Below are 15,386 nucleotides of genomic sequence, written 5' to 3'. Positions count from 1 at the left end.
GTGACGCGCCGCGGTCGTTCTTTTTGGAGAATCGCCCATGAAGTTTCGTTTTCCCGTCGTCATCATCGACGAAGATTTCCGCTCCGAGAACATCTCGGGCTCCGGCATCCGGGCGTTGGCCGAAGCGATCGAGAAGGAGGGCGTCGAAGTCCTCGGCCTCACGAGCTACGGCGATCTGACGTCGTTCGCGCAGCAGTCGAGCCGCGCGTCGTGTTTCATCCTGTCGATCGACGACGACGAACTCATGCTCGGCGAGACCGGCCCGGACGGCGAACTGCCGGAGCTCGCGACCGCGATCATCGAGCTGCGCGCGTTCGTCACCGAAGTGCGCCGCCGCAACGCGGACATCCCGATCTTCCTGTACGGCGAGACGCGCACGTCGCGCCATCTGCCGAACGACATCCTGCGTGAGCTGCACGGCTTCATCCACATGTTCGAGGACACGCCGGAGTTCGTCGCGCGCCACATCATCCGCGAGGCGAAGGTCTATCTCGACTCGCTCGCGCCGCCGTTCTTCAAGGAACTCGTCAAGTACGCGGACGAAGGCTCGTACTCGTGGCACTGCCCGGGCCACTCGGGCGGCGTCGCGTTCCTGAAGAACCCGCTCGGCCAGATGTTCCACCAGTTCTTCGGCGAGAACATGCTGCGCGCGGACGTCTGCAACGCGGTGGACGAACTCGGCCAGCTGCTCGACCACACGGGCCCGGTTGCCGCGTCCGAGCGCAATGCGGCGCGCATCTTCAGCGCCGACCACCTGTTCTTCGTGACCAACGGCACGTCGACGTCGAACAAGATCGTCTGGCACGCGACAGTCGCGCCGGGCGACATCGTGCTGGTCGACCGCAACTGCCACAAGTCGATCCTGCATGCGATCACGATGACGGGCGCGATTCCGGTGTTCCTCACGCCGACGCGCAACCATTTCGGCATCATCGGGCCGATCCCGCGCGACGAATTCAAGCCGGAAAACATCCGCAAGAAGATCGAGGCGAACCCGTTCGCGCGCGAGGCGCTGCGCGAGAACCCGGACATGAAGCCGCGGATCCTGACGATCACGCAGAGCACGTACGACGGCGTCGTCTACAACGTCGAGATGATCAAGGACCTGCTCGGCGACCTGCTGGATACGCTGCACTTCGACGAAGCGTGGCTGCCGCATGCGACGTTCCACGACTTCTACCGCGACATGCACGCGATCGGCGACGGCCGTCCGCGCACGGGCGCGCTCGTGTTCGCGACGCACTCGACGCACAAGCTGCTCGCCGGCATCTCGCAGGCGTCGCAGATCGTCGTGCAGGATTCGGAGAACCGCACGTTCGACAAGCACCGCTTCAACGAGGCGTACCTGATGCACACGTCGACGAGCCCGCAGTACGCGATCATCGCGTCGTGCGACGTCGCGGCCGCGATGATGGAGCCGCCGGGCGGCACCGCGCTCGTCGAGGAATCGATCGCCGAGGCGATCGATTTCCGTCGCGCGATGCGCAAGGTCGACGCCGAATACGGCGACGACTGGTTCTTCAGCGTGTGGGGCCCGGACAACCTGTCGGAAGAGGGCATCGGGTCGCGCGAAGACTGGATGCTGAAGCCGAACGACCACTGGCACGGCTTCGGCCCGCTCGCGGAAGGCTTCAACATGCTCGACCCGATCAAGGCGACGATCATCACGCCGGGGCTCGACGTCGACGGCGAGTTCGGCGAGACGGGCATTCCGGCCGCGATCGTCACGAAGTACCTGGCCGAGCACGGGATCATCGTCGAGAAGACCGGCCTGTACTCGTTCTTCATCATGTTCACGATTGGCATCACGAAGGGCCGCTGGAACTCGATGGTGACCGAGCTGCAGCAGTTCAAGGACGACTACGACAACAACCAGCCGCTGTGGCGCGTGCTGCCGGAATTCGTCGCGCAGCATCCGCGCTACGAGCGGGTCGGCCTGCGCGACCTGTGCACGCAGATCCACGACGTGTACCGCGCGAACGACATCGCGCGCTTGACGACGGAGATGTACCTGTCGGACATGGAACCGGCGATGAAGCCGTCGGACGCGTTCGCGAAGCTCGCGCACCGCAAGATCGACCGCGTGCCGCTCGACGAGCTCGAAGGCCGCGTGACGAGCATCCTGCTCACGCCGTACCCGCCGGGCATCCCGCTGCTGATTCCGGGCGAGCGCTTCAACAAGACGATCGTGAACTACCTGCGGTTCGCGCGCGACTTCAACGAGCGTTTCCCGGGCTTCCACACCGACATCCACGGCCTCGTCGCGGAAGAGGTGAACGGCCGCGTCGAGTACTTCGTCGACTGCGTGCGCGACTGATGGCGACGCACGGACGATTCCGGGCGATGCGCGCGGCGCTGGCCGCGCTTGTCGTCTGGGCGGCAGGGTCGGTGGGGCCGGGTGTCGCGCATGCGGAAGTCGCCGCGGCCGACCCGATCGACGTCGCGATGCGGCAATGCCTCGCGCGGCGCGACCGTTCGTCGACGGCCGGCCAGATCCAGTGCATGGGCGAAGCGCAGCAGCAGTGGCAGGCAGTGATGGACGGCGCCTACCAGCGCCTGTTGAAGGATGCGCCGGTCGACGCGAAGCGCGGCTGGCAGGACAGCCAGCGTCATTGGCTCACGTGGCGCAAGGACGAAGTACATCTGCTGAAGGCCGTGTACGACACGACGCGCGGCACCGCGTACGCGATGTCGAGCGCCGACTTGCAGTTGCAGCCCGTGCGCGACCGCGCGCTTGCGCTGCGCGGCGCAGCCGATCGCTACGCGCCGCCGCCCGCCGCCGTACCGGTCGCGGCCACGAGCGGCGTGCAGGGCGGTGCGAGCGCGGTTCAGGACGCGCCCCAGAGCGCGGCCAAGCCGAACGGCAAGCCGGCGAACGCGCCGCGCGACCCGGCCGTGCGCCGCGTGCGGCCGTGCGAACAGGATGCCGCGTGCGAACACGCGCTGTTCGACCTGAACCGCTATTACCAGAAGCTGCGCCGCAAGATGCCCGCGCATTCGGCCGCGACGCTCGTGCGCGCGCAGCGCGCGTGGATCGCGTTCCGCGATGCGACCGCGCCGCTCGTCGGCGAGGACGGGCGCGTCGACCTGATCGGCGCGCGCATCGCGACGATGAAGCGGCTGTCGGAGACGGCCGGCAACAAATAAGCGCCATCGCGACGCCGGTCGTTGGGCGACACAACAAAACGGGCACCCTCGGGTGCCCGTTTGCATTTGGCTTGGTGGCGTGCGGCCTACGCAGGCTGTTGCGTGCCGTGCCGGCCGAACCACGACGGCACGAGCGCGACCGCATCGTCGAGCGAGGCGAGCACGTGCAGGCTCAGCGCGACGATTTCGGGCGTCGGTGCCTTCAGGTCGGGCACGGTGACGACCGACGCGCCGGCGCCGGCGGCCGATTGCGCGCCGAAGTCGCTGTCTTCGAACGCGACGCAAGCGTGTGCCGGCACGCCGAGGCGTTCGGCCGCGAGCCGGTAGACGGCCGGGTCGGGCTTGCCGCGCGTGACTTCGTCGCCGCCCGCGATCGCGCGAAAGAACGGCAGCACGCCGACCGCGTCGAGCCGCGTACGGATCACGTCGCACGCGGACGATGACGCGACCGCGCACGGAATGCCCGCCTGTGCCAGCGTTTCGAGTAGCGCGACCGCGCCGGGCTTCAGCGGAAACTTCGGATGCGGTTCGGGCGCCGCGAGCTGTTCGCGCACGCGGGTGCGCACTGCGTCGAACGTATCGGGGTTGCCGATCAGCCGCGCGAGGATGACCTGGCCTTCGGCGAACGAGCGGCCGACGATCTGCAGGTAGTCGGTGGTGGTGAGCACGACACCGTGCGCATTCGACACGTCGATCCACGTGTTCATGATGGTCCGCTCGGAATCGACGAGCAGGCCGTCCATGTCGAAGAGCGCGGCGGAAAAGGTCATCGGCGGCATCCGGGAAGCAGGGAAGGCGAGGGGCGGCGCGATGGCCGCCCGAATGAAAAACGGACGCCGAAGGCGTCCGTCCGGAACAGCGGGCTTACTGGCCGAGCGCGGCGCGGGCCGCCTTGACCGCCGCGCGCACCTGGTCGGGTGCGGTGCCGCCCGGGTGGTTGCGGCTGGCGACCGAACCCTCGAGCGTCAGGTAGCCGAACACGTCGTCGCCAATCAGGTGCGCGACGTTCGGCAGTTCCTGCTTCATCTCGTCGAGCGTCAGGTCGGCCAAGTCGATGCCGCGGTCGTCACAGATCTTCACCGCGTGCGCGACGGCTTCGTGCGCGTCGCGGAACGGCAGGCCGCGCTTCACGAGGTAGTCGGCGAGGTCGGTGGCGGTCGAGAAGCCCTGCAGCGCGGCCGCGCGCATCGCGTCCGGCTTCACGGTGATGCCCGCGACCATTTCGGCGAAGATCCGCAGCGTGTCGGCGACCGTGTCGACCGTGTCGAACAGCGGTTCCTTGTCTTCCTGGTTGTCCTTGTTGTACGCGAGCGGCTGGCCCTTCATCAGCGTGAGGAGCGCCATCAGGTGGCCGTTCACGCGGCCCGTCTTGCCGCGTGCGAGCTCGGGCACGTCCGGGTTCTTCTTCTGCGGCATGATCGAGCTGCCGGTGCAGAAGCGGTCGGCGATGTCGATGAAGCCGACGCGCGGGCTCATCCACAGCACGAGTTCTTCGGAGAAACGCGATACGTGCGTCATCACGAGCGCGGATGCCGCGGTGAATTCGATCGCGAAGTCGCGATCGGATACCGCGTCGAGCGAGTTCGCGCAGATGCCGTCGAAGCCGAGCGTCTTCGCGACCGCATGACGGTCGATCGGGTAGCTCGTGCCCGCGAGCGCGGCCGCGCCGAGCGGCAGGCGGTTCACGCGGGTGCGGCAGTCGCGCATGCGCTCCGCGTCGCGCGAGAACATCTCGACGTACGCGAGCAGGTGGTGGCCGAACGTGACGGGTTGCGCGACCTGCAGGTGCGTGAAGCCCGGCATGATCGTGTCGGCATTCTGTTCCGCGAGGTCGAGCAGCGCGCCGCGCAGGTCGTTCAGCAGGCCGCCGATGCGGTCGATCTCGCCGCGCAGCCACAGGCGGATGTCGGTCGCGACCTGGTCGTTGCGCGAGCGGCCCGTGTGCAGGCGCTTGCCGGCATCGCCGATCAGCGCGGTCAGGCGCGCCTCGATGTTCAGGTGGACGTCTTCGAGGTCGAGCTGCCATTCGAATTCGCCGCGCTCGATCTCGCCCTTGATCTGCGCCATCCCGCGTTCGATCGCCGCCAGGTCGTCGGCGCTGATGATCTTCTGCGCGGCGAGCATGTTCGCGTGCGCGAGCGAGCCGGCGATGTCGACGAGCGCAAGGCGCTTGTCGAAAAACACCGACGACGTGTAGCGCTTGACCAGCTCCGACATCGGTTCCGAGAAGCGGGCCGACCAGGCCTCGCCCTTTTTGTGCAGTTGGGACGTCATGGCGATTCTTCGAAGGGGAGTTGGGCGGCGTGCGCCGCCGAGGGAATCCCGCGATTCTAACATTCGCAGGCCTGCCCGCTGACGCGCGCAGCCGTTCGCGGCGGCCCGCCGGGCGTTGCCGGCGTGGCCCGGCCCGCTCAGTCGCGCACGAGCACGACCAGCTTCAAGTCCTCGCGGTGCGCGGGCTTCAGCGTGATCTGCTGGTACACGAGGCGGCCGTCGGCCGGATGGTCGAATTCGCGCAGGCCGCCTTCGCGCTCGAACACGTCCTGCGACGCCCAGTATTGCGCGAACGCGTCGCTGCCGGCGGTCAGCGCGTCGATCAGCGCGCGCGTCGGCGCATCGGCCAGGTGACGGATCGAATCGGCGCGGAATTCGGCCGCGAGCCGCCGCGCGCGGGTTTCCCAGTCGACGATCAGCGTGCGCGCGGCCGGCGACATGAACGTGAAGCGCAGCAGGTTGCGGTCGTGCTCGCCGTCGAGCCAGCCGGAAAACAGCGCGGCGGCCGGCGCGTTCCACGCGAGCGCGTTCCATTGGCGGTCGAGCACGTACGCGGGCGTCGCGATCGCCGCGACGGTCGCGGCGAGCGTCGGCGGCAGGTCGCCGCCCGCGACGTCCGGCTCGGCCGGGTCGCGCTGCGCGGCCAGCTCGAACAGGTACGCGCGCTCGGCCTTCGACAGTTGCAGCGCGACGGCGATCCGCGCGAGCGCGTCGGCCGACGCCGACACGGGGCGGCCCTGTTCGATCCACGTGTACCAGGTCGGGCTGACGCCGCACAGTTGCGCGACTTCCTCGCGCCGCAGCCCCGGCGTGCGGCGGCGCGGGCCGGGCGGCAGGCCGACGGCCTGCGGCGACAGCCGCTCGCGATGGGCACGGATGAATTCGCCGAGCGCGCGGGCGGGCGTGGCGTCGAGCGGCGGGACGGGGGCGGAGGACGGGTGGTTCATGCGGAAACGGCGAAGTAGAAGCGAGGACGCGGCAATAGTCAGACAGGTGTATCGAATACCAGAATAACTGCTTAACTTGTACTGGTACAAACGCAGGCCTATTGTAGCGGCTCGCGCGCTGACAGGCAGCGGGCGTCCCACAAAACGCGAGCATGGGGCTGGAGCGGCGCACCAAAGCGTCAACTCCGTTCCACTGCGCAAAGGAGCGAACGATGAAACACCACGACCAGGTCGCCGACGCATTCGGCACGACGGCCGCCGCCTATCTGACGAGCACGGTCCACGCGACGGGTGCCGACCTGCAGACGCTCGCCGACGCGGTGCGCGCGACGCCCGACGCCGCGGTGCTCGATCTCGGCTGCGGTGCCGGTCACGCGAGCTTCGCGGTCGCGCCGCACGTGCGCGACGTGGTCGCATACGATCTCGCCGCGCCGATGCTCGCGACCGTCGACGCGGCCGCGCGCGAGCGCGGGCTCGCGAACATCCGCACGCAGCAGGGCCCGGCCGAACGGCTGCCGTTCGACACCGCGACGTTCGACTGGGTCGTGAGCCGGATGAGCGCGCACCACTGGCACGACATGCGCGCGGCGCTCGTCGAGGTGCGCCGCGTGCTGAAACCGGGCGGCCGCGTGCTGATGATCGACATCGCGGGCAACGATCATCCGTTGCTCGACACGTACCTGCAGGCCGCGGAAGTACTGCGCGACGCATCGCACGTGCGCGATTACCGCGCCGACGAGTGGCTCGGGATGTTCCGCGACGCGGGCTTCGACGCACAGGTGCACAGCCGCTGGCGGTTGCCGATCGATTTCGATACATGGGTCGCGCGCATCCGCACGCCGGCCGACAGCGTCGCCGGCATTCGCGCGCTGTGGGCGCATGCGCCCGACGAGGTGCGCGGTTATTACGCGGTGCAGCCCGACGGTTCGTTCGAGCACGACGCGCTCCTGATCGACGCGCGCTGACCGCGCGGCGCGGCTCGCCGGCGCTTTTCGCCGTCCGATGAAAAAAGCCGCGATACGCACCGTGGGCACGGTGGCGTATCGCGGCTTTCGCGATGCCGGCCGGCGCGGAACGGGCCCGCGCCGGATGCGGATCAGCCCGTGTTGCGCAGGCCGGCCGCGATCCCGTTGATCGTCAGGTGAATCCCGCGGCGCAGCCGCGCGTTCGTGTCGCCCGCGCGGTGACGCTTGATCAGCTCGACCTGCAGGTGATTCAGCGGATCGAGATACGGGAAGCGGTTCGTGATCGAGCGCGCGAGCAGCGGGTTGGTCGCGAGACGGCCTTCGTGTCCCGTGATTTCCGCCAGGGCCTGCGACGTGCGCTCCCATTCCGCGACGATGCGCTCGAACACGTGCTTGCGCAGCTTGCGGTCGGCGACGAGTTGCGCGTAGCGCGACGCGACCGCGAGATCGGTCTTCGCGAGCACCATGTCCATGTTCGACAGCAGGTTCGCGAAGAACGGCCAGGTCTTGTTCATCTTCTTCAGCAGCGCGACGCGCTTGGTGCGCTCGGCGTCGTCCGGCGCGCCGTCGAGATACGCGCTCACCGCGCTGCCGAAGCCGTACCAGCCCGTCAGCAGCAGCCGGCACTGGCCCCACGAGAAGCCCCACGGAATCGCGCGCAGATCCTCGATCTTGCGCTGCTTCGGATCCTGCAGCTTGCGCGAGGCCGGGCGGCTGCCGATGTTCAGCTCGGCGATCTCGGTGATCGGCGTCGACGAGAAGAAGTAGTCGGTGAAGCCCGGCGTTTCGTAGACGAGCGCGCGGTACGCGGCCATCGCCGAGTCGGACAGCGTCTGCATCGCGGCTTCGAACGCGGGCAGTTGCGCGGGGGCGTTCGATTGCGGCAGCAGCGATGCCTCGAGCGTCGCGGCGACGACCGTCTCGAGGTTGCGCCGGCCGATCTCCGGGTTCGCGAACTTGCTCGCGATCACCTCACCCTGTTCGGTCAGGCGGATCTGGCCGTTCACGGTGCCCGGCGGTTGCGACAGGATCGCCTGGTAGGTCGGGCCGCCGCCGCGGCCGACCGTGCCGCCGCGGCCGTGGAACAGCCGCAGCGTGATCTTGCGGTCGCGGAACAGGTCGACGAGCGCGAGTTCCGCACGATACAGCTCCCAGTTCGACGTGAGGAAACCGCCGTCCTTGTTGCTGTCCGAGTAGCCGAGCATCACCTCCTGCTCGGCGCCCTGGTGCGCGATCAGCGCATCGATGCCCGGCAGCGCGAAGTATTCGCGCATGATGCGCGACGCGTCGCGCAGGTCGGGGATCGTCTCGAACAGCGGGATCACCATCAGGCTGTTCTTCGCATGGCTGCCGGGCACGCCGAGCGTGCCTTCGAGCAGCCCCGTCTCCTTCTGCAGCAGCAGCACCTCGACGAGGTCGCTGACGGTTTCCGTATGCGAAATGATGTAGTTGCGCACGGCGCGGGCGCCGAATTGCGCGCGCACGTCGCGCGCCTTCTCGAACACGCCGAGCTCGCTCTGCGCGAGCGCCGAGTATTCGATGTACGGCGAGCGCAGCGGGCGCGGATCGGCGAGCGCGGCGAGCAGCACGCGCAGCTTCTCTTCCTCGGCGAGCGCCGCGTAGTCGGCCTCGACGCCCGCGCGCGCGAACAGCTCGGCGACCACGGCTTCATGGATGTCGGAGCTCTGGCGCAGGTCGATGCTCGCGAGATGGAAGCCGAACACTTCGGCCGCGCGCACGAGCGGCGCGAGGCGCGGCGCGGCGAGCGACGTGCCGTGGTGTTCGTCGAGCGATGCGGTCAGCACCTTCAGGTCGGCGACGAACGCTTCGGAATCCGCATACGGGATCGCGCGCACGGGCGGCGCGCCGCGGCCCGCGCTGCGCACGGGCACCGTGCCTTCGCCGACGCGCACACGCGCGCTCGCGGCGAGCCGCGTGTAGATGCCGATCAGCGCGCGGCGATACGGTTCGTCGACGCGGTGCGGCGACTGGTCGGGCGACGCCGCCGCGAGCGCCTTCACGGCGTCGTTCGCGCCGACGAGCAGGTTCGACACCGACAGCTCGGCGCCCAGCTTGTGCACCTGTTCCAGATAGTGTTCGAGGATCACCGCGGCCTGGCGGTTGATCGCCTCGTCGAGCGTCGGCGCGGTCACGTTCGGGTTGCCGTCGCGATCGCCGCCGATCCAGCTGCCCATCTGGAAGAACGCGGGTACGCGCGCGGACAGGCCGTGCTCGGCGAGCGCGGCCTCGATGTCGCCGTACAGCGCCGGCAGCTCGTCGAGGAAGGTCGCGCGGTAGTACGACAGCGCGTTCTCGATCTCGTCACCGACCGTCAGGCGCGCGTCGCGCAGCATGCGGGTCTGCCACAGTGCGGTCACGCGCGCGCGCAGCATCGATTCGTTGTACTGGCGCTCGCGCGCGGTCAGCTCCTGGTCGCGTTCGGCGAGCAGGCGCGCGATGTCGTGCTGCGCGTCGAGGATGCTCTTGCGCTGCACTTCGGTCGGGTGTGCGGTCAGCACCGGCACGATCAGCGCATCGTCGAAGAAGCGCTGCAGCAGGCGTTTCGACGCGTTGCCGGTGGTCTTCAGCTGTTCGAGCGCGTACGCGACGGTGCCGGGCTGCGGCGCGGAGCCGGCCAGCGCGTGGATGCGGCGGCGGCGGTTGTGGTGGCGGTCTTCCGCGATGTTCGCGAGATGCGAGAAATAGCTGAACGCGCGCACGACGCTCACCGTCTGCTCCGGCGTCAGCTTGCGCAGTTTCTTCTCGAGCGTCTGCGCGGCTTCGCTGTCGTCCTCGCGGCGGAACTTGACCGCGGTCTGGCGGATCGTCTCGACGACGTCGAACACGGTGTCGCCTTCCTGCTCGCGCACGACGTCGCCGAGCAGGCGGCCGAGGAAGCGGATGTCCTCGAACAGCGGGCCGTCCTTGTCTTCACGCGTGCGCGTGCCGGACTTCGGCGCGCCGGCCGTGCGGGCAGCGGGGCCGGCGGTTTTCGGCGCGCGTTTTGTCTGACGTATCGGGTCTTTCGGTTTCGTTGCCGTTTTCGCACGGCCGTTCGCGGCGGTGGCGACAGTGCCCGTCGGGGCGTCGGAGGAGGACTGGGCAGCATTGCGGCGCGCCGTACGCGCCGATCCGGAAGACTTCACGATGGGTTTCCTTGGGAAAGCTCGAGTCAAAAGGAACTGCGAAAACTGCGGGAACTGCGGTCAAGCAACCAGCTACGTGCGGCACATCCGCACATCGGCGCCGCGACCCGCGCAGGGGCCGGTCGGGCGCAGGCTCCGGGCCCGGGCGGGCCGGGGCGTGCGTGCTACCATTGTTCGATCTTCAATCCCGTCCTTCGATGTTCCAGCAATGAATTCCGAGACCCTTGCGGCCGGGCCGCAACAGGCACAGCCGCCCGCGACGTTGACGATTGCTTCGCGCGAGAGCCGCCTGGCGATGTGGCAAGCCGAACATGTGCGTGATGCGCTGCGCAAATTATATCCAGCTTGTGACGTGAAAATCCTCGGGATGACGACCCGGGGCGATCAGATTCTCGATCGCACGCTGTCGAAGGTCGGCGGCAAGGGCCTGTTCGTGAAGGAACTGGAGAGCGCGCTGGCCGACGGCCGCGCCGATCTCGCCGTGCATTCGCTGAAGGACGTGCCGATGGCGCTGCCCGACGGCTTCTCGCTTGCCGCGATCATGGAGCGCGAGGATCCGCGCGACGCGTTCGTGTCGAACGACTACGCGTCGCTCGACGCGCTGCCGGCCGGCGCGGTCGTCGGCACGTCGAGCCTGCGCCGCGAGGCGATGCTGCGCGCGCGCTATCCGCACCTCGACGTGCTGCCGCTGCGCGGCAACCTCGACACACGCCTCTCGAAACTCGACCGCGGCGACTACGCGGCGATCATCCTCGCGGCCGCCGGCCTGAAGCGCCTCGGCCTCGAAGCGCGGATCCGCGCGCTGCTCGACGTCGAGGCGAGCCCGCCAGCGGCCGGCCAGGGCGCGCTCGGCATCGAGATCGCGGCGCACCGCGACGACGTCGCCGGCTGGCTCGCGCCGCTGCACGACCGGCAGACCGCGCTCGCGGTCGAGGCCGAGCGGATGGTGTCGCGCGCGCTCGGCGGCAGCTGCGAGGTGCCGCTCGCCGCGCACGCGGTGTGGCGAGCGGGCGAACTGTACCTGACGGGCCGCGTGTCGACGACCGACGGCAAGCGCGTGCTGACGGCCGAGGAGTGCGGTGCGGTCGTGACCGTCGCCGATGCGCTCGCGCTCGGCCGCGCCGTGTCCGACGATCTCGAGGAGCAAGGTGCGCTCGACATCGTCCGCGCACTGCTCGCCGCCGGCTCGCCGGCCGGCAAGGGCGACGCCTGATGGCGGGCGGCGCGCGCGCGTTCACCGCCGTCCTGACGCGCCCGGACGGCCAGTCGGACACGCTCGCCGCGCAACTGGCCGACGCCGGTTGCGACGTGCTCGAATTCCCGCTGATCGACATCGCGCCGGTCGACGATCCGGCGCCGCTCGACGCCGCGTTCGCGGCGCTTGCCGACTACGCGCTCGTGATTTTCGTGTCGCCGAACGCGATCGACCGCGCGCTCGCGCAGTACGGCGCGATCTGGCCGAACGCGCTGCCGGTCGGCGTGGTCGGGCCCGGCAGCGTCGCGGCGCTCGAGCGTCACGGCATCGCGGCGCCCGCGCATCGCGTGATCGCGCCGCAGGCGCCGGCCGACGGCGGCGTGCCCCATTACGATTCGGAAAGCCTGTTCGCGTGCATCGAGGCCGCATTCGGCGGCGCTCAGGCGCTGGCAGGCAAGCGCGTGATGATCGTGCGCGGCGACGGCGGGCGCGAATGGCTCGCCGACCGGCTGCGCGAGGCCGGCGCGGACGTCACGCTGGTTGCCGCGTACCGGCGCGTCGTGCCCGAGCCGCGCGTCGGCGCATGGGAGCGCGTGCATGCGCTGCTCGACGGCGCACCGCATGCGTGGCTCGTCACGAGCTCGGAAGGCGTGCGCAACCTGCACGAACTCGCGCGGGCGCATTTGAACGATGCCGAGATCGATGCGCTGAAGCATGCGCCGCTCGTGACGCCGCACCCGCGCATCGAGCAGACCGCGCGTACATTGGGTTTTGATAGGATTACGCTGACCGGCGCGGGCGATGAGCGCATCGTCCGCGCGTTTCGAACGATGGCCGCCGAGGCCGTCCAACCGGCGACAGCCGCACCGGTGACTAAACGCATGACAGATACCAACGATTCCAAAAGCGTCGCTTCCCAGCCGGCCGCTGCATCCGCACCGCCGTCTCGACCCCCGTACATGGCGTCCGAACCGCCCGCGCGCCGCGGCGGCAGCGCGCTGCTGTGGTTCGTCGTCGTCGTGCTCGGCTGCGCGGCGGGTGTCGGCGGTTATGCGCTGAACCGCAAGATCGACCGGCTCGACGGCTCGTTCGTCACGCGCCAGAAGGCGCTCGACGCGCAGACGGCCGAAACGCGCATGAAGACCGAGCAGGCGCTCGCGAGCACGCATCAGGTCGACACGCAGCTCGCGCAGCTCGACGGCAAGCTCGCCGACGCGCAGAGCGCGCAGCAGGCGCTGCAGCAGCAATACCAGGACCTGTCGCGCAACCGCGATGCGTGGATGCTCGAGGAAGTCGACCAGATGCTGTCGAGCGCGAGCCAGCAGCTTCAACTGACGGGCAACACGCAACTCGCGCTGATCGCGCTGCAGAACGCCGACGCGCGTCTCGCGACGTCGCAGAGCGCGCAGGCCGTCACGGTGCGCAAGGCGCTCGCGCTGGACATCGAGAAGCTGAAGGCCGCGCCGGCGGCCGATCTCACCGGCCTCGCGATCAAGCTCGACGACGCGATCGGCAAGATCGACGCGCTGCCGCTGTCCGGCGAGGCGATCGTGCCGCACGAGGCGCCGAAGGCCGCGCCGGTCGACGCCGCGGCGTCGGCCGTGGCCGGCGAGCCGCGCTGGAAGGTGTGGTGGCACGACTTCTCGGCCGGTCTCGGCCAGCAGCTGAAGGGCCTCGTGCAGGTGCGCCGGATCGACAACGCGGACGCGATGCTCGCGTCGCCCGATCAGGGCTACTTCGTGCGCGAGAACGTGAAGCTGCGCCTGCTCACCGCGCGGTTGTCGCTGCTCGCGCGCAACGACAGCGCGATGAAGGCCGACCTGCACGCCGCGCAGGCGTCGCTCGGGAAGTATTTCGATCAGGCATCGAAGGACACGCAGACCGTCGAGGATCTGCTCAAGCAGGTTGACGGCGCATCGCTGACGGTCGCGGTGCCGAACCTGAACACGAGCCTGAACGCCGTTCAGCAGTTCAAGAGCCGGGGGTAACGATGACGCTTCGAGGAATCGTCTGGCTCGCGGTCCTGTTCGCGATCGCCGCGGCGCTCGCCACCGTCGGGCATTTCGACGCGGGGCAGGTGCTGCTCGTCTATCCGCCGTATCGGGTCGACGTGTCGCTGAACCTGTTCGTGATCGCCATCGTCGTGCTGTTCATCGTCGTGTATGCGCTGCTGCGCATCGTGCGCAACATCTGGCGCATGCCGCAGCGGGTCGCCGCGTATCGTGCGCGTTCGCGCAACGAGAAGGCGCAGGCGTCGTTGCGCGACGCGATCGCGAACCTGTATGCGGGCCGTTTCTCGCGCGCGGAAAAGGCCGCGCGTGAGGCGCTGTCGGTCGACGCGAACCTGGGTGCGGCGAGTCTCGTCGCGGCTACCGCCGCGCACCGGATGCACGAGTACACGCGCCGCGACGACTGGCTGTCGAAGGTCGACGCGCCCGAGTGGCAGGATGCACGGCTGCTCGCTGCGGCCGACATGCGCGCGGACGCACGCGATGCTGATGGCGCGCTCGCCGCGCTGGCTGACTTGCAGGCGGGTGGCAAACGCATCCATGCGCAGCAGGTTGCGCTGCGCGCACAGCAGCAGTTGAAGAACTGGGCCGAAGTGCTGAAGCTCGCGAAGGCGCTGGAGAAACGTGAGGCGCTGCATCCGGCCGCGGCCGTGCGGCTGCGCCAGCAGGCCGCGGAAAACCTGCTTCGCGAACGCCGGCACGATCCGGACGCGCTGCTCGAGGTGTGGCAGTCGCTGTCGCCGGTCGAGCGCCAGTCGCCGCGTCTCGCCGATCTCGCGGCCGACCTGCTGGTGCCGCTCGAGCGTCGCAACGAAGCGCGTCGCATCGTCGAGGAAGCGCTCGCGCACAACTGGGATGCGCGCCTGCTGCGTCGTTACCCGGACACGGCCGGCGCCGATGCGCTGCCGCTGATCCAGAAGGCCGAAGGGTGGAAGAAGGATCACCCGGAAGATGCCGACCTGCTGTTCGCGCTCGGCCGCCTCTGCCAGCAGCAGCAATTGTGGGGCAAGGCGCAGTCGTTCCTCGAATCGGCGCTGAAGCTGGCCGACAACGAGGCGCTGAAGGTGCGTGCGCACCGCGCGCTCGCGCGTCTGTTCGAGCATCTCGGCGAAACCGACAAGGCCGCGAAGCACTACCGCGAAAGCGCGCTCGCGATCACCGTGGTCTGACGCGCGTGGCGCGGCTGCTTGCCGCTCCGCGAAAAAGCCCCGAACGCCATCTGGCCTTCGGGGCTTTTTTTATCCTGCTGCCGGCGATCGGCCGGCATCGGGCGATGGATGCGATACGCGGCGTGCAGTATCGCTACGCGTCGAGCTTGCGCAGCAGGTCGTCTTCGGACGCGACGAACCACACCGACCGCCCGCGATTGGATTCGCGCACGAGGGCACGGAACGCTTCGCTGCGTGCGACCCAGCGGTCGATGTCGCCGATCACGCCGAGTCGCAACCCGTAGTTGACGAATTTCTGCAGCATCGCGCCCGCGAGCCCGCTTTCGAGCCGGTAGAAATCGTCGTGCAGCGCGTCGGCGGGGACCGCGATCCAGTCGACTTCATGTTCGTGCGCGAGCGCGACGAGGTCCAGCGCATCGCTTTCCCGCTGCAAGACCTGGGCGGACGTGTCCCGGACCAGCACGCGGGTGCCGGCTGCTTCGATGATTCGGTGGTGCATGCCTGTTGGCTCCGTCGAGATGATCATTAGGTGCG

The 15,386-nt window shown here is 69.0% G+C and carries 11 protein-coding genes; 6 read left to right on the top strand and 5 right to left on the bottom strand.

Annotated elements, in window-relative coordinates; all coding sequences use genetic code 11:
* Positions 1 to 37: 37 nt before the first annotated feature.
* A complete protein-coding gene (locus ACN22W_RS13540; RefSeq protein WP_006497175.1) occupies positions 38 to 2,317 on the top strand; it encodes an arginine/lysine/ornithine decarboxylase in 2,280 nt (759 codons plus the stop codon).
* Positions 2,317 to 3,147: a lysozyme inhibitor LprI family protein gene (locus ACN22W_RS13535; protein WP_419684865.1), complete on the top strand. Its 831-nt coding sequence runs from the start codon at positions 2,317 to 2,319 to the stop codon at positions 3,145 to 3,147. Before ACN22W_RS13540 ends, ACN22W_RS13535 begins: the two co-directional genes overlap by 1 nt.
* Before the next feature lie 86 nt (positions 3,148 to 3,233).
* On the opposite strand, the gene ACN22W_RS13530 is transcribed toward ACN22W_RS13535, so the two are convergent.
* From ACN22W_RS13530 to ACN22W_RS13520, 3 genes are all read right to left on the bottom strand, one after another.
* Positions 3,234 to 3,917 carry an HAD family hydrolase gene (locus ACN22W_RS13530; RefSeq protein WP_419684863.1) on the bottom strand — a complete coding sequence of 228 codons (684 nt, stop codon included), beginning with the start codon at positions 3,915 to 3,917 and terminating at the stop codon, positions 3,234 to 3,236.
* 94 nt (positions 3,918 to 4,011) lie between these two features.
* Positions 4,012 to 5,421, bottom strand: coding sequence for an argininosuccinate lyase (gene argH, locus ACN22W_RS13525; protein WP_047898756.1), 1,410 nt, complete (start codon positions 5,419 to 5,421; stop codon positions 4,012 to 4,014).
* A 137-nt stretch (positions 5,422 to 5,558) separates the two neighbouring features.
* A complete protein-coding gene (locus tag ACN22W_RS13520; RefSeq protein ID WP_129512718.1) occupies positions 5,559 to 6,368 on the bottom strand; it encodes a helix-turn-helix transcriptional regulator in 810 nt (269 codons plus the stop codon).
* Positions 6,369 to 6,580: 212 nt separating this feature from the next.
* Here ACN22W_RS13520 and ACN22W_RS13515 point away from each other — a divergent pair, with 212 nt between their 5' ends.
* Positions 6,581 to 7,333 carry a class I SAM-dependent methyltransferase gene (locus ACN22W_RS13515; RefSeq protein ID WP_419684859.1) on the top strand — a complete coding sequence of 251 codons (753 nt, stop codon included), beginning with the start codon at positions 6,581 to 6,583 and terminating at the stop codon, positions 7,331 to 7,333.
* 131 nt (positions 7,334 to 7,464) lie between these two features.
* On the opposite strand, the gene ppc is transcribed toward ACN22W_RS13515, so the two are convergent.
* Positions 7,465 to 10,479, bottom strand: a complete 3,015-nt coding sequence (ppc, locus tag ACN22W_RS13510; RefSeq protein WP_419684857.1) for a phosphoenolpyruvate carboxylase — start codon at positions 10,477 to 10,479, stop codon at positions 7,465 to 7,467.
* A 208-nt stretch (positions 10,480 to 10,687) separates the two neighbouring features.
* Between ppc and hemC the strand changes: the two genes are divergently transcribed.
* Genes hemC through ACN22W_RS13495 form a run of 3 tightly spaced genes read left to right on the top strand, consistent with a single transcriptional unit; the run spans position 10,688 to position 14,852 of the window.
* Positions 10,688 to 11,692 (top strand): hydroxymethylbilane synthase, encoded by a 1,005-nt coding sequence (hemC, locus tag ACN22W_RS13505; protein WP_129512715.1) that lies wholly within the window; start codon positions 10,688 to 10,690, stop codon positions 11,690 to 11,692.
* Entirely contained in the window at positions 11,692 to 13,662 is a 1,971-nt protein-coding gene (hemDX, locus tag ACN22W_RS13500) for a fused uroporphyrinogen-III synthase HemD/membrane protein HemX (RefSeq protein ID WP_419684855.1), read from the top strand. Before hemC ends, hemDX begins: the two co-directional genes overlap by 1 nt.
* A gap of 2 nt (positions 13,663 to 13,664) precedes the next feature.
* The gene (locus ACN22W_RS13495; RefSeq protein WP_129512713.1) at positions 13,665 to 14,852 is read left to right on the top strand and encodes a heme biosynthesis protein HemY; all 1,188 of its coding nucleotides are present in this window, start codon (positions 13,665 to 13,667) and stop codon (positions 14,850 to 14,852) included.
* 133 nt (positions 14,853 to 14,985) lie between these two features.
* On the opposite strand, the gene ACN22W_RS13490 is transcribed toward ACN22W_RS13495, so the two are convergent.
* On the bottom strand, positions 14,986 to 15,351 hold the full coding sequence (locus ACN22W_RS13490; protein WP_343493635.1) for a DUF4180 domain-containing protein: 366 nt from the start codon (positions 15,349 to 15,351) through the stop codon (positions 14,986 to 14,988).
* Between the last annotated feature and the right edge of the window lie 35 nt (positions 15,352 to 15,386).

This window comes from Burkholderia theae, from assembly GCF_048565265.1.
GTDB classification, from domain to species: Bacteria; Pseudomonadota; Gammaproteobacteria; order Burkholderiales; family Burkholderiaceae; genus Burkholderia; species Burkholderia theae.
The sequence above is the reverse complement of the archived record's forward strand: the minus strand, read 5'-3'. Positions and strand labels throughout refer to the sequence as shown.